The 14,630-nt window shown below is 71.9% G+C and carries 13 protein-coding genes; 3 read left to right on the forward strand and 10 right to left on the reverse strand.

Annotated elements, in window-relative coordinates; all coding sequences use genetic code 11:
* Nucleotides 1–90: 90 nt before the first annotated feature.
* A complete protein-coding gene (locus ACZ4VW_RS12345) occupies nt 91–1,077 on the forward strand; it encodes an NAD(P)H-quinone oxidoreductase (protein WP_467961257.1) in 987 nt (328 codons plus the stop codon).
* A gap of 152 nt (nt 1,078–1,229) precedes the next feature.
* On the opposite strand, the gene ACZ4VW_RS12350 is transcribed toward ACZ4VW_RS12345, so the two are convergent.
* The 7 genes from ACZ4VW_RS12350 to ACZ4VW_RS12380 form a co-directional block, all read right to left on the reverse strand.
* Complete coding sequence (locus ACZ4VW_RS12350) at nt 1,230–1,775, reverse strand: bacterial proteasome activator family protein (protein ID WP_355110654.1); 546 nt, start codon at nt 1,773–1,775, stop codon at nt 1,230–1,232.
* A 97-nt stretch (nt 1,776–1,872) separates the two neighbouring features.
* On the reverse strand, nt 1,873–4,731 hold the full coding sequence (locus ACZ4VW_RS12355; protein ID WP_467961259.1) for an ABC transporter permease: 2,859 nt from the start codon (nt 4,729–4,731) through the stop codon (nt 1,873–1,875).
* Nucleotides 4,728–5,462, reverse strand: a complete 735-nt coding sequence (locus tag ACZ4VW_RS12360) for an ABC transporter ATP-binding protein (RefSeq protein WP_467961261.1) — start codon at nt 5,460–5,462, stop codon at nt 4,728–4,730. The genes ACZ4VW_RS12355 and ACZ4VW_RS12360 overlap by 4 nt, the downstream gene beginning before the upstream one ends.
* A 119-nt stretch (nt 5,463–5,581) precedes the next feature.
* Nucleotides 5,582–6,271, reverse strand: a complete 690-nt coding sequence (locus ACZ4VW_RS12365; protein ID WP_467961263.1) for a PadR family transcriptional regulator — start codon at nt 6,269–6,271, stop codon at nt 5,582–5,584.
* Nucleotides 6,272–6,377: 106 nt separating this feature from the next.
* Nucleotides 6,378–6,653, reverse strand: a complete 276-nt coding sequence (locus tag ACZ4VW_RS12370; RefSeq protein WP_467961265.1) for a hypothetical protein — start codon at nt 6,651–6,653, stop codon at nt 6,378–6,380.
* A 274-nt stretch (nt 6,654–6,927) separates the two neighbouring features.
* Nucleotides 6,928–7,110 (reverse strand): hypothetical protein, encoded by a 183-nt coding sequence (locus ACZ4VW_RS12375; RefSeq protein ID WP_467961267.1) that lies wholly within the window; start codon nt 7,108–7,110, stop codon nt 6,928–6,930.
* 175 nt (nt 7,111–7,285) lie between these two features.
* Nucleotides 7,286–8,911, reverse strand: coding sequence for a protein kinase domain-containing protein (locus ACZ4VW_RS12380; protein ID WP_467961269.1), 1,626 nt, complete (start codon nt 8,909–8,911; stop codon nt 7,286–7,288).
* A gap of 271 nt (nt 8,912–9,182) precedes the next feature.
* Between ACZ4VW_RS12380 and ACZ4VW_RS12385 the strand changes: the two genes are divergently transcribed.
* Complete coding sequence (locus ACZ4VW_RS12385) at nt 9,183–10,835, forward strand: protein kinase domain-containing protein (RefSeq protein WP_467961271.1); 1,653 nt, start codon at nt 9,183–9,185, stop codon at nt 10,833–10,835.
* Between the two features lie 12 nt (nt 10,836–10,847).
* On the opposite strand, the gene ACZ4VW_RS12390 is transcribed toward ACZ4VW_RS12385, so the two are convergent.
* The 3 genes from ACZ4VW_RS12390 to ACZ4VW_RS12400 form a co-directional block, all read right to left on the reverse strand.
* Nucleotides 10,848–11,864, reverse strand: coding sequence for a phosphotransferase (locus tag ACZ4VW_RS12390; protein ID WP_467961273.1), 1,017 nt, complete (start codon nt 11,862–11,864; stop codon nt 10,848–10,850).
* Between the two features lie 15 nt (nt 11,865–11,879).
* Complete coding sequence (locus ACZ4VW_RS12395) at nt 11,880–12,296, reverse strand: pyridoxamine 5'-phosphate oxidase family protein (RefSeq protein WP_467961275.1); 417 nt, start codon at nt 12,294–12,296, stop codon at nt 11,880–11,882.
* A 160-nt stretch (nt 12,297–12,456) separates the two neighbouring features.
* Entirely contained in the window at nt 12,457–13,116 is a 660-nt protein-coding gene (locus ACZ4VW_RS12400; RefSeq protein WP_467961277.1) for a response regulator, read from the reverse strand.
* A gap of 336 nt (nt 13,117–13,452) precedes the next feature.
* On the opposite strand from ACZ4VW_RS12400, the gene pdhA reads away from it, so the two are divergent.
* Nucleotides 13,453–14,628 (forward strand): pyruvate dehydrogenase (acetyl-transferring) E1 component subunit alpha, encoded by a 1,176-nt coding sequence (gene pdhA, locus ACZ4VW_RS12405; RefSeq protein ID WP_467961279.1) that lies wholly within the window; start codon nt 13,453–13,455, stop codon nt 14,626–14,628.
* Nucleotides 14,629–14,630: the final 2 nt, after the last annotated feature.

Below are 14,630 nucleotides of genomic sequence, written 5' to 3' on the forward strand. Positions count from 1 at the left end.
CATGCCCCGCTCACTGATCCGGCCTGATCGACAAGACACCGAGGGCCTGACCCGAGAGGCAGGCCCTCGCCGCGGAGTAGCCTCGCCGCCATGCATGCGATCACGATTCCGGAACCCGGTGGTCCCGAGGCCCTCGTCTGGGCCGAGGTGCCCGATCCCGTGCCCGCACAGGGCGAAGTGCTCGTCGAGGTGGTGGCGAGCGCCGTCAACCGAGCCGATCTGCTCCAGCGCAAGGGGTTCTACGACCCGCCGCCGGGCACGTCCCCGTACCCCGGTCTCGAATGCTCGGGCCGGATCGCCGCGCTCGGGCCGGGGGTGTCCGGCTGGTCCGTCGGCGACGAGGTGTGCGCGCTGCTCGTGGGCGGCGGTTACGCGGAGAAGGTCGTCGTCCCCGTCGGCCAGCTGCTTCCCGTTCCGGACGGGGTGGACCTGGTCACGGCCGCGGCGCTGCCCGAAGTGACCAGCACCGTCTGGTCGAACGTCTTCATGATCGCCCATCTGCGTCCTGGGGAGACGCTGTTGGTGCACGGCGGCGCCAGCGGCATCGGCACGATGGCGATCCAGCTGGCCAAGGCGGTCGGCGCGCGGGTCGCGGTGACCGCCGGCAGCCCCGAGAAGCTGGCGCGCTGCGCCGAGCTGGGCGCGGACATCCTGATCGACTACCGCGAGCAGGACTTCGTCGAGGAGCTGCACAAGGCCACGGACGGGGCCGGTGCGGACGTCATCCTCGACATCGTCGGGGCCAAGTATCTCGACCGGAATGTGAAGGCCCTCGCGGTCAACGGGCGCCTGGCGATCATCGGGATGCAGGGCGGGGTCAAGGGCGAGCTGAACCTCGGCGCCCTGCTCGCCAAGCGCGGCGCGATCACGGCGACCACGCTGCGGTCCCGCCCCCTGGAGGAGAAGGCGACGATCGTCGCCGCGGTGCGCGAGCACGTCTGGCCGCTCATCGGCGCCGGTACGGTACGCCCCGTCGTCGACCGTACGGTGCCGATGCCCGATGCCGCCGAGGCCCACCGGGCGCTGGACTCGGGCGCACACGTCGGCAAGGTGCTCCTGCTGGCCCCCGAGGTCTGACCCGCACGGCCCGCACGGCTCGCACGGCCCGCACGGCCCGCACGGCCGCCGTCCGGTACCTGACCCCGCCTCACCATCCGGCTCCGCCACACGGAAGGGCCCGGGCGCACGCATGTGCACCCGGGCCCTTCCGTACGTACCGAGTGGACGGCCTACAGGTACGGCCCCGAACGGACCGCGTGTCCGGGGCCCTGGTCGTCGTCATCGTCGTGCGACGCACCGGGCGGCAGGGCCCTGCGCATCTGCTCCAACTGGGCACGGGCCGCCATCTGCTGGGCGAACAGCGCCGTCTGGATGCCGTGGAAGAGGCCCTCGAGCCAGCCCACCAACTGCGCCTGCGCGATGCGCAGTTCGGCCTCGGAGGGGATCGCCTCGTCCGTGAACGGCAGGGAGAGGCGCTCCAGTTCCTCGACCAGCTCGGGTGCGAGCCCGTCCTCCAGCTCCTTCACGGAGCTCGCGTGGATGTCCTTGAGCCTGACCCGGCTGGCCTCGTCGAGAGGTGCCGCGCGTACTTCTTCCAGGAGCTGCTTGATCATGCTGCCGATGCGCATGACCTTCGCAGGCTGCTCGACCATTTCCGTCACCGGGACCTCGCGGGATTCGTCGTCACCCTGAGTGCCGCCGAGCGCCATACCGTCCTGTCCCACGATGAGGACCTGGGGGCTCTCCTGCGACCGTTCATTCCTCGGCATCTCCATGCCGCCATTCTCTCGCACGCATGCCTCACCACACGGTGTGCCCCTGGAGGAGAGTGATCCACCCTCCTCCAGGGGCACGACAAGGCAACGAATCCGGTCAGATCGCGGCGCGGCGGGCCAGGGCCCCGCGCGAGCGGGTCACCAGAGCGGCCAGGAGCGCGGCGCCGATCGGCACGACCACCAGCAGCCCCACCAGCGTCTCCCAGGGGACGACGACCGGCACGTACGGCGGCGCGGACATCCCGCCCCAGCCCTCGTCCAGGGCCTCCTGGTAGAAGCGCAGCTGCTGGCGCTCCTCGGTGAGCCGCAGACCTATCGCTGGCAGGACACCCGCCGCCGACCCGAGGACCACACCCATCGCGGCGACCACCCCGCACTGGAAGCCGCTGAGCGTGCGGCGGACCCGCGGGGGCGCCCCGACGGCCGAGAGCGTCTTGAGGTCGGCCTCGGCGTCGGCCTGCGCCAGACCGGTGGCGATACCGGCGGCGCCGATGGTGACCAGGCCGGCGAAGACGGCCAGCGAGAGGAGCACGATGCTGCTGTCGTTGACGAAGCCGTCCTCCACGCGCAGCTCGACATTGCTGCCGATCTTGGCGATCTCGCCGTCGAGCTTCTGGCGCTGCTCGGTGCTCGGCATCGTGTCGGTGGAGAACAGCGAGCCCATCGGCACCGTCGTGAGTCCGGCCGCCTTGGCGGCCGCCGGGCTGAGGAGCGCCTGGACGCCGTACGACTTCTCCTCGTCGGGCGCGAGGTAGGTGGGCAGGGTCCTGGTCTCGCCCGGTGCGGGCTTGCCCGCCTGCTCGGCCTCGCTCGCCTTCAGGGTGTCGGGGATCAGCTTGATGCCGATCGTGCCGCTGCGGTCGACCTGGGCCTTGGAGAAGGAGACGACCTTGCCCTCGGCGAGAGCCTTCTCGGCGCCCGGGTCCTTGATCCCGAGGACCTTCAGGACCTTGGCGTCGCCGATCATCAGCCCGCCGTCGACGTAGATGCCGCCCTCGTCCTCCTGCTTGCAGCGCCAGTCCTCGGCGAGCTTGCGCCGCTGTTCCTTGGAGAACTTCGCGGCGGGGTCCTCGCCGCGCTCGGAGGTGGACCACAGCGGACACTCGTTGGCCCGCGGAACGACGATCTCGTACCTGCCGCAGCCCGGGGTCTCCTCGTAGGGCGAACAGCCGGGCTTTCCGACGTGCACCCGGTCGACGTCCGCGCGGGTGTCGACGGGAAGGTGGCGCTGGACGGCGTCCCGGACGGCCGGAACGTCCCGGCCACCCTCCTCGACGACCAGGGCGGAGACCGCGCCGTGCGGCAGGCTCGCCCGGTATTCCGCCCGCTGCTGTGCCTCGCTGCTCGCCGCGTACGTGGAGACGGCGACGGTTCCGGCGACCGCGGCGAGCACGGCGGCGACGGCGGGGGCCGTACGACCCCGGTTGCGCACGGCGTCCCGCAGGGCGAGGCGGGGCGACAGCGGCAGCCAGCGGCCGGCCCGGCCGAAGAGACCCACCAGGGCGGGGGTCATGGCGACGACGCCGAGCTCGGCGAGGGCGCTGCCGCCCGCGACGATGACGAACTGGTCGGAGAACACCGACCCGTACAGCGCGATCGCCGCGCCCAGGAGCAGCGCCGCGAGGCCGATCAGCGGCAGCACACGGCTGCTGCGGCGAACTCCGCGACGGCCGGTCAGCGAGGCCAGGACGGTCTGCCGGGACGCGGTGACGGCCGGGACGATCGCCGCCAGCAGGCCGGTCAGCACGGCGAGCAGCGCGATCCCGAGGAGTTCCAGGGGGCGTACGTCGAAGCTGCCGAAGCGCTGCCCGAACGAGTTCTCGAGGACCGGCTGGAGGAGGAAGGTCAGGATGAGGGCGAGGACCGTGCCGGTGACCGCGGCGGCGACGCCGATGACGAGGCCGCCGCCGAGGACGATGGCCCGGATGTGGCGCCGGTCGCCGCCGTTGGCGCCGACGAGCCCGAGCTGGCGGCGCGAGCGGCGGGCGCCGACGGCGAACGCGGGTCCGGCCAGCAGGCAGATCTCCAGCATCGCCAGCCCGACGACCGTGCCGGCGGCGGCGAGTTCGGCGGCCTGGGCCCCCCGGCCGGACCCGAAGTTGGCCCAGCCGTCCTTCTGGTAGAGCGGCACCTCCGAGTCGGCCGGCGGGTTCAGCAGCACGGCGCGCGAGGTGACGACCACGCCCTTGGTGTTGACCTGCTGGACGGTGTTCCACGTGAAACCACCGGGGACCTTCACCAGGTGGACGGTGGTGACTCCTCCCGCGGCCATACCGGCCTTCTCGGCCACCTTGGCGTACGGGGCGAGGAAGGCGCCGGGCAGGGCGTTGACCTGGTCGGTCTTCAGGTCGTTGGGGAGCTCGTACGAGCCGACGATCCGGTAGGTGCGGTCGGAACCGCGCGCCGAGAGGGTCGAACCGAGCGACAGGCCGCTGCTCTCCAGGAAGTGCGTGGTCGCGGCGACCTCGTCCGCCTTCTCGGGGAAGCGTCCCTCCAGCAGAGTCAGGATGCCCCGGGCCATCGGGTCGGCGGCCTTGAGCTCGCGGATCTCGGTCTGGAGCAGGCCATGGACGGTGGTGAGCTTGGCGCTTCCGGAGCTGTCCGTGAGGACGGTGGCGCCGGCCGGCAGGGCCTTGGTGACATCGGTCGAACCGCTCGGCCAGACCGTGTCCTCGTAGTCCTTGGCCGGTGCGTGCATCTCGCCGTCCGGAGACTGGAGGATCGGCACGCCGCCCACGCCGGCGTCGCTGAACCGGGCGTCGGCCCCGCCCATCGTCCGGTCCAGCTTCTCCTCGGTGGAGAGCTCAGAGCTGCGCAGGGTCAGATCGGCGGCGCTCACGCCCAGGATGGGAAGGGCGATCATGGCCAGGACGAGGAAGCTGCGGCCCTTGTAGCGCCAGGCGTCGCGGCGGGCGATGCGGATCGCGGCGCGCCAGGAATGGAACCAGTTGTTCACCGCTCGGCCGCCTGGCCGGTCAGGAGCGAGTCGGCCTCGCTGCGTACGGTCTGGTCGACGACGGCCCCGTCCCGCAGGAAGACGACGCGGTCGGCCCAGGCGGCGAACCGCGGCTCGTGGGTGACCAGGACGCCCGCGGCGCCGGCGTCGCAGCGCGAGCGGAGCAGGGCGAGGACGGACTCTCCGGTCTCGGAGTCGAGAGCACCGGTGGGCTCGTCGGCCAGGACGAGGCGACGGTCGCCGACGAGGGCGCGGGCGATGGCCACCCGCTGCTGCTGACCGCCCGACATCTCGTCGGGGAAGCGGTCGGCGAGGTGGCCCAGCTCCATCTCCTCCAGAGCGGCGAGGGCCTCGCCGCGCGCCTTCCGGGCGGAGGTGCCGTCCAGCTCGCGGGGCAGGGCGACGTTCTCGGCGGCGGTGAGGGCGGGTATCAGGTTGTAGTCCTGGAAGACGTACCCGATGCTGCGGCGGCGCAGGGCCGCGAGCGCCTTGCGGCCGGCGGTGGTGATGTCGGTGTTCTCGACGACGACCCGGCCCGAGGTCGGGGTGTCGAGGCCGCCCGCGATGGTGAGCAGCGTGGACTTGCCGGAGCCGGACGGGCCCATGACGGCGACGAGTTCACCGGGGAAGACGTCGAGGTCGATGCCGCGCAGGGCGTGCACCTCGGTCTCGCCGGAGCCGTGGACACGGGTCAGGTTCTGCAGTTGCAGCACGGGCTGCTGTGTGGACATGGAGGGGTCCCCCTTGGGCGTACGCCGACGGACGGCCGCGTGACGTGTGGTCAGCGCGCGCCCGGTGCGGTCTGGTACGGAGCGGTCGAAGAGGTGGTGCGGGATCTGGGGCCGCGGGGTCAGCGCAGCGGGGCCGGGCGGGTGTCCTGGGAGGACGTGCCGGCGGATTCGGGCGGCCGGGTGTCCTGGGAGGACGTGCCGGCGGATTCGGGCGGCCGCGTGTCCCCGGCGGCCGGGTTCGGCGCGGTGGAAGTGGCCGTCGCGGCCCTGGAGAGCCGGATCAGCCGGGCCTCGCAGTGGTCCAGCCAGCGGGCCTCCGCCTCGGTCCGGAAGATCAGCTGCTCCAGGACGAGGAGCCAGGCCACGTCGTCGCGTTCCCGGGATCCGCCGCTCTCCAGGGCGGCGAGTGCCTGGACCTTGAGCCGGGTGTAGTCCTGCATCGCCTGGACGGTGTGCCGGCGCTGGGACTGGATGACGGCGCGGATGTCGACGCCGGGCGCCCCGACGGCCATGGCGAGCTTGATGGCGAGCTCGTCACGGGCCGGGCTGGAGCGGTCCACGGGCTTCTCGAACCAGTTCCTGAGCTCCTCCCGACCGCTGTCGGTGATCGCGTACAGGGCGTGGCCGGCCTCGTCCTCCCCGCCCTGGGCGACCATGCCGTCCCGTTCGAGACGGTTGAGGGTCGTGTAGACCTGGCCGACGTTGAGGGGCCAGGTGGAGCCTGTGCGGGACTCGAACTCCGTGCGGAGCTGCGAGCCGTAGCGGGGCCCGCGTTCGAGGAGGGCGAGGAGCCCGTGGCGGATCGACATACTCAGTATGTATACCGGGTATGCCGGAGCCCACAAGCGACCTGAGACGGAGCCTCCGGGTCCGTCTCAAGGGGGACGAGGCGGGGTTCCGCAGGGATCGGACCGCTCAGCGGCGGCGCATCCGGAGGCCGAGGAAACCGATCCCGAGCCCCATCATCGTGAGCCCCGCCCCCAGGGTGAGCACGGGAAGCTGCCGGTCAGCGGCGGTGGCCCCGGCCCGGGGGTGGAGCCGGGGAGCCGCGGCGGGTGCGGACGCGGGTGCGCGCGTGGCGCCCGGGGGGTCCGTCTCGGGTACCCCTTCGAGCACCTCGTCCGCCGCGCCCTCCTCGACGGAGGGGTCGTCGCCTGTTGCCGTTTTGGTACGTGAGGAGTCCTCCGGCACGGCGGAGGCGCTCGCTCCGGGCGGTGAGGGCGGCCGACCGGGCCGCTCTCGTCCCACGGCGGCGGGTCGCCCCGCCAGGGAGCTCGTGGGAGAGGGCTCGGCGGTACGGGTGACCCCGGGCCGCCCCGGCGCCTTCGCGGGGGCCGAGGGGCGCGCGGCGGGAGGGCCGGAGGCTCCGGGGATGACGGTGTCGCCGGGTCTCCCGGACGAGGACGACGGCCCCCACGGCCCCTGCTGCCCGTTCGGCCCCTGAGGCCCCTGCCACTCCCGCGGATCACGCCACTCCCGCGGATCTGGCGACGTCGGTGGCTTCGACGGTCGTGACGGCTTCGTCGGCCGGGACGCCGTGCCCGCCGAGGCCCCGGGGGAGCCCGTCGCCGCCTGGGCCCTCGGCTCCGCCGTCGGCCCGGTCCCGGCCCCGTACGCCACCGGCGCGGAAGCCACCGCCAGCCAGCACGCGACGACCGGGCCGAGGGCCCGCGTCCGCGTACCGCGGAGTCCTGGAGTCACCGATGACCCCCTCCCGTGCCGAGCCGCCGTTGTCGGCCCAGCGTCACACAGCGGGGTATATCCGGCATCCCGGGTGCAAGGGAGGGGGTGAGAGCGCGGGTTCCGGGGCGCCCGGAGGGTGCTTACTGCGGCGGGTTGCCCGTGGAGATCTCGAGCGTGAACTCGGCGTCGTCCTTGGACGCGTCCTCACCGGCCGGCGGGTACTGGCTGAGGATCGTGCCCTCGCCGTAGGTGTTCTCGTCCACCGGCGTCTGCGTCTTGATCTTCCAGCCGGCCGCGTGGATGCAGTCCTTCACCGACTGGATGTTCTTGTACGTGAAGTTCGGGATCTCGAACTTCGACGGGTCGTCGCTCGACTCGACCGGCTCCGTGCACTTCTTCGTCGCGATGGTCTTGGTGAGATCCGGTCCCTTGTGTCCCGGCGCCGCCGACTGGCTCTGGCTCGGGTCGCCGCCCGCGGTGTTCCCCGGGTCGTCCTCCTTGAGGGAGAGCGCCGTGATCACACCGCCGATCACGATCAGCGCCACGAGGACCGCGCCCACGAGCATCGGGGTGTTCCGCTTCGACCCGCCGGAGCCGCCGCTCGTCGCCACCGACGAGTGCTGCGGCGACATCGTGTACGGCCCGGGTGCGGGCGTCTGGTACGCCGGAGCGGGGGCGGGCGTCGGGGCCTGCTGCGGGTAGCCGTAGGACGGGGCCGGCGTCGGCGGACCGTACGGGCCCGGCTGCGGCGTCGGGGCCTGGTACGGCTGCTGGACGCCGTGGGTCGAGGGCTGCGGGGTCTGGCCGACCGGCGGGAAGACCGCCGAGCCCACGCCCGCCCCGCTGCTGACCGGGCCGCCGCCCACGATCATCGGGGCGCCGGTCTGGCCCGCCGACAGCACGCGCAGGCACTCGTCCTGCATCGCCGCCGCGCTCGGGAAACGCTCGTTCGGGTTCTTCTTGAGCGCGCGGGCGACGAGCGCGTCCATCGCCGGAGTCACCGAGCGGTTGATGGAGGACGGCGCGACCGGCTCCTCCTGGACGTGCGCGTACGCGATGGCCAGCGGCGAGTCCGCGTCGAACGGAAGACGGCCCGTCAGCAGCTGGAACAGCATGATGCCGACCGAATAAAGGTCGGAGCGGGCGTCCACGCCGCGGCCGAGGGCCTGCTCGGGGGAGAGGTACTGCGGCGTGCCGACGACCATGCCGGTCTGCGTCATCGAGGTGACACCGGACTGCATGGCCCGGGCGATGCCGAAGTCCATGACCTTGACGATGCCGCGCTTGGTCATCATCACGTTGCCGGGCTTGATGTCCCGGTGGACCAGGCCCATTTCGTGGCTGGTCTCGAGCGCGGCCAGCACGTCGGCCGTCACCTTCAGCGCCTTGTCGGCCGGCATCGCGCCGAACTGCTGCACGTCGGAGGCCAGCACGGAGCCGAGCGGCTGCCCCTCCACGTACTCCATGACGATGTACGGCATGACGGCGCCGTCGAGGGTGTCCTCGCCGGTGTCGAAGACCGAGACGATGTTGGTGTGCGACAGCTTCGCGACCGCCTGCGCCTCACGCCGGAACCGCTCGCGGAACGACTGTTCCCGGCCGAGTTCCGAGTGCAGCGTCTTGATGGCGACCTGCCGGTCCAGCGCGCTGTCGTACGCCAGGTAGACGGAGGCCATGCCGCCCTCGCCGAGCAGGTCGCGAAGCTGATAGCGGCCGTTCGCGACCGAACCGCCCGCATAGCGGCCCTGTGCGCCGTCCTGGCTCATTCGTGCTCCCCCTACGCGCGCGTGGCGGCGCTGTCACCGGATTTTCCTGGCCAAGTCTGCCCCAGGGCAGTGACACGTCAAGCCAGGTGCCCGTTCCGTGACCCTCCTGGCAAGAAGCGTCTCGCAAGCGTTACAGGAACTGCCTGGAATTTGCACAGGCGTACGTGGACGGGGTTGGATGGCCGGTCCATCTCGAACCGTGGTGTCGGACGAAGCCTGTAGCGTGACGGCGGTACGGCACTGCACGGTAGACATACGACGGCGAGGACTGATGGCACCCGAATCCGAAGCAGGCGGCGGCGGCCTGTCGGGCGCCGCCGCGGAGTCCTGGGGCGTCGGCGGAGTGGTCGGTGACGGACGTTACCGCCTGACACACCGTCTCGGGCGAGGCGGCATGGCCGAGGTGTTCGCCGCCGAGGACGTCCGCCTGGGCCGCACGGTCGCCGTCAAGCTGCTCCGTTCGGACCTCGCCGAGGATCCCGTCTCCAAGGCCCGCTTCACACGCGAGGCGCAGTCGGTCGCCGGCCTCAACCACCATGCGATCGTGGCGGTGTACGACTCCGGCGAGGACGTCGTGAGCGGCCACTCCGTGCCGTACATCGTGATGGAGCTGGTCGAGGGCCGCACCATCCGCGACCTGCTGATCAGCGCCGAGGCGCCGGGTCCGGAGCAGGCCCTGATCATCGTCTCGGGCGTGCTCGAGGCGCTCGCGTACTCGCACCAGCACAACATCGTGCACCGGGACATCAAGCCGGCGAACGTCATCATCACGCACACCGGCGCGGTGAAGGTGATGGACTTCGGCATCGCCCGCGCCCTGCACGGCGCGCAGTCGACGATGACCCAGACCGGCATGGTCATGGGCACGCCGCAGTACCTCTCCCCCGAACAGGCGCTCGGCAAGGCCGTGGACCACCGGTCCGACCTCTACGCCACCGGCTGTCTGCTCTACGAACTGCTCGCGTCGCGGCCCCCGTTCACGGGTGAGACCCCGCTCTCGGTGGTCTACCAGCACGTCCAGGACATGCCGGTACCGCCGTCGGACGTGGCCCAGGCGGCGCCGCCGGAGCTCGACGGTCTGGTGATGCGCTCGCTCGCGAAGGACCCGGACGACCGGTTCCAGAGCGCCGAGGAGATGCGCGGGCTGATCCAGTACGGCCTGCAGATGCTCCAGCAGCAGGGCGGCCACACCGGCACGTGGAACACCGGCCCGGTGGAGGTCCACGAGGGCGGGCACACGCCGGTCGGCGGCATGGCCGCGACGACGGCGATGGGTCACCCCATGCACCACGAGACGGCGCAGCGCCCGATCCTTCCGCCGATGAACCCGGACGACGGCGGCGTCGGCGGGTACGACGGCACCGGCCACCCCGGCCCGTACGGCCAGAGGAACGGCAAGGGGGGTCGCGGCAAGCTCCTGCTGTTCGTGGCGCTGGCGATGATCGCGATCGTCGCGGGCGTCGTCTACGCGCTGGACCGGCAGAGCGGCACGTCCGGCGGGACGACCGACAAGCCGACGGTGAGCAACACCCCGTCGACGCAGGCCCCGTCCGAGCAGCCCTCGCAGGAGCCGTCCCAGCAGACGCAGGAGCCGGACACCTCGACGGGCGGCACCCAGGACTCCTGGAAGACCCCGACGTACCGGCCGTCGTACCGGCCGTCGACCCCGTCGACGCCGTCGGACAACCCCTCGTCGCCGTCGACGGATCCGGCGACCGGTGGCACGGACACCGAGGGCACCACGGAGGGCACGACCGAGGGGACCACGGAGGGCACCACGGAAGGCACCACCGAGGGCACCACGGACGGCACGAGCAGCTCGGGCACGTCGACCGGCAGTACCAACACGGGCACGACGACGGGCACGTCCACCGGTACGGCGGCGGGCAGCACCACGGGGACGACGGCGGGCACCACGCCCTGACCGACCCGGGACTCACCCCGTGAACGCGTCGCGCACCGCCTCGTACTCACGGGTCCACCACACCGCCAGGGCCGACGCCGCAGGGAACTGCGGGTCGGCCCTTCGGTCGTGGAGCTGGTACCGCCAGCGCAGTATCCAGAAGTCGTTCAGCCGCTCCCACCACACGCGGTGCACCGCCGACGCCAGTTCCGCCGCGTCCGCGCCGACCGCCCGCCGGTAGGCCCGCGCGTAGGCCCGCACCTTCTCCAGGGCCAGCTCACCGGCGGGGCGTACGAAGAAAATGGCGGCCGCCCTTACTGCCTCCTCCGCCCTCGGCTGGACGCCCAGGCGGTCCCAGTCGACGATCGCGGCCGGCTCGGCGCCCCGGTAGAGCAGGTTCAGCGGGTGGAAGTCGCCGTGCACCCAGCCGGCCGCGGCGGCGGGCGGCGGGCGGCGGTGGGCGTGCTCGGAGAGCAGCACCCGGCGTTCGAGCAGCCGGTGTTCGGCGAGCGCGTCGAAGGAGGTGCGGGGGCGGCCGGCGCGGGCGAGCCGCAGCAGCTCGTCGATGAGCCGGAACGTGTCCTCCGGGCGGGCGCTCTCGTGTTCCGCGCCGGGCGGCGGGCACTCCATCACCTGCTCCAGGCAGGTGTGGACGTGGCCGAGGAGGGCGCCCAGGCGCCGGGAACCGCCGGCGGAGAGCTGGGCGCCGTCGCGGTGGCGGCCGTCGATCCAGGGGTGCAGGGCGTAGCAGTGGCCGCCGATGACGGCGACGGTGCGGCCGGTGGAGTCGGCGAGCGGTGGGGCGACGGGCAGCCCGAGGGCATGCAGGCGCTGCGTGGCGCGGTGCTGGCGGCTGATGGTGTCCCGGTCGGCGGTCGGGGCGTCGAGGTGCTGCTTGAGGAAGTAGGCGCCGCGGGTGGTGGCGAGGCGGTAGCCGCGGTTGAGGAGGCCCTGGGTGACCGGTTCGCAGGAGAGCGGCTCACCGGCCTCCCGGTAGCGGCGCAGCAGGGCGCCGACGGGCGGAGCGAGCGTTTCAGATGAGCGCGGCACTCCCCAGATGTTAGATCACGCTACGTGGTGGAATTGTCGCCCCATGGAGTAGTCCAGCCGGTGCACGGTCACGAACCGAGGTGCGAGGCGCAGGTGGATCGGGTCGAAGGGCTCGCCGTCCACGACGCGCGGGGCGGGGCCGAACGCCGCCAGCTGCTCCTTGGTGGGCTCGACGATCTCCGCGGTGCCGGTGAACTGCACGGACCAGAGGGAGTCGACGCCGGAGCCGAAGTTGTCCGCGCCGTACGCGATCACGCTGCCCGCGCAGGCGCGGTGGTAGCCGAGGCCCCGGTGCATCCGCAGCAGCACGCCGCCGTCGTCCACGACGTGCCGGGCGGGGGCGACGAACGGCATCGCGCGCATGCTCGTCGCCACCCAGCCGTACGACACGCGGTTCAGCAGCTCGATGGCGCGGATCTCCTCGGTGGACATGGCGTCCACTCTCGGTCACCGGAACCAAGTCCGAAAAGGGGCCCATGCCCCGGTCGGGAGGGACGTAGGTCCCGAATCGCTCCCCGTCCGGCTCGCCGGTCGTCGTCGGTCCCGCCGGTCCGTCCCGCCGGCTCCTGCCGCTCCCGCCGGAGCGCTTCCGTCAGCGCCGCTCGGCCTGCAACCGGGCCACGTACGCCGCGGCCTGCGAGCGCCGCTCCATGCCCAGCTTCGACAGCAGGCTGGAGACGTAGTTCTTGATCGTCTTCTCCGCCAGGTGGAGCCGCTCGCCGATCGCCCGGTTGGTCAGGCCCTCCCCGATCAGGTCCAGGATCCTGCGCTCCTGCTCCGTCAGGTTGGCGAGCCGGTCGTCACCCTTCGGACTGTTTCCCTCGCGAAGACGTTCCAGGACCCGGGCGGTCGCGACCGGGTCGAGCAGCGACTTGCCGGCCGCCACGTCCCGTACCGCCGACAGCAGCTCGTTGCCGCGGATGGCCTTGAGGACGTATCCCGAGGCCCCGGCCATGATCGCGTCGAAGAGCGCCTCGTCGTCGGCGTACGAGGTGAGCATCAGGCACCTGATGTCCTCATTCCGCGAACGGACCTCGCGACAGACCTCGACACCGCTGCCGTCCGGCAGCCGCACGTCCAGCACGGCCACGTCGGGACGGGTCGCCGGGATCCTGACCAGGGCATCTGCCGCCGTGCCGGCCTCGCCGACCACCTCGATGTCGTCCTCCACGGTGAGCAGCTCGTGGACGCCGCGCCGGACGACTTCGTGGTCGTCCAACAGAAATACCCGGATTTTTCCCTCTTCGCGCACGCGGTCAGTCTCACATATTGGCTCTTCCCGTGCCCGGGGGTGGCGGGATACCGTGCCCGTGTTCCGGCGGCCTCATGGCCGTTGCACCGCGCTGACCAGCTGTGTTCCCGCATTTCTCGATTTACTTGGAAATCCAAGCAAAATCGCAGGTCAAATGGGGTTTCGCAGGAATGCGGCGCACTGGGTAACGTGCCTATGACAGGGCGCTCGCCGGGGCACCTGTCACGCCTGACCCCGGCCGCGTCGCACCCACCCCGTGCGCGGGTACGGATACAGGCGGAGCCGCACTGGCCCACCCGGCGAACCCGGGGGCCGGACCGACGGAGGAGCACGCACGTGACCGTGGAAAGCACTGCCGCGCGCAAGACGACGCGACGCAGCAGCGGCACCAAGCGCACCGCTAGCGCGAGCGTCAAGAAGAGCCAGGGCGCAGAGCCCGAGCTCGTTCAGCTGCTGACGCCCGAAGGGGAGCGCGTCCAGCACCCCGAGTACGACATCGACCTGAGCGCCGACGAGCTGCGCGGGCTCTACCGGGACATGGTCCTCACCCGGCGTTTCGACGCCGAGGCCACCTCCCTGCAGCGGCAGGGCGAGCTGGGGCTGTGGGCCTCGCTGCTCGGCCAGGAGGCCGCTCAGATCGGCTCGGGCCGTGCGCTGAGGGACGACGACTACGTCTTCCCGACCTACCGCGAGCACGGTGTCGCCTGGTGCCGGGGTGTCGACCCCACCAATCTGCTCGGCATGTTCCGTGGTGTGAACCACGGTGGCTGGGATCCCAACACCAACAATTTCCACCTGTACACGATCGTCATCGGCTCGCAGACCCTGCACGCCACCGGCTACGCCATGGGTGTCGCCAAGGACGGCGCGGACTCCGCCGTGATCGCGTACTTCGGCGACGGCGCGTCCAGCCAGGGCGATGTCGCCGAGTCGTTCACCTTCTCCGCGGTCTACAACGCCCCGGTCGTCTTCTTCTGCCAGAACAACCAGTGGGCGATCTCCGAGCCCACCGAGCGGCAGACCCGCGTCCCGCTCTACCAGCGCGCGCAGGGCTACGGCTTCCCCGGCGTCCGCGTCGACGGCAACGACGTCCTCGCGTGCCTGGCCGTGACCCGGTCCGCGCTCGAGCGTGCCCGCCGTGGCGAGGGCCCGACGCTGGTCGAGGCGTTCACCTACCGCATGGGCGCCCACACCACCTCCGACGACCCGACCAAGTACCGCGCCGACGAGGAGCGCGAGGCCTGGGAGGCGAAGGACCCGATCCTGCGCCTCAAGGCGTACCTGGAGCGCGAGGGGCTCGCCGACGCGGCCTACTTCGCCGCCCTGGAGGAGGAGAGCGAGACGCTCGGCAAGCGTGTCCGCGAGGCCGTCCGTGCCATGCCGGACCCGGACCACATGGCGATCTTCGAGAATGTCTACGCCGACGGGCACGCGCTCGTCGACGAGGAGCGCGTGCAGTTCGCCGCGTACCAGGCGTCCTTCGCCGACTCCGGCGCCGAGGAGGGCAAGTAACC

Source organism: Streptomyces sp. NPDC029139 (assembly GCF_055564335.1).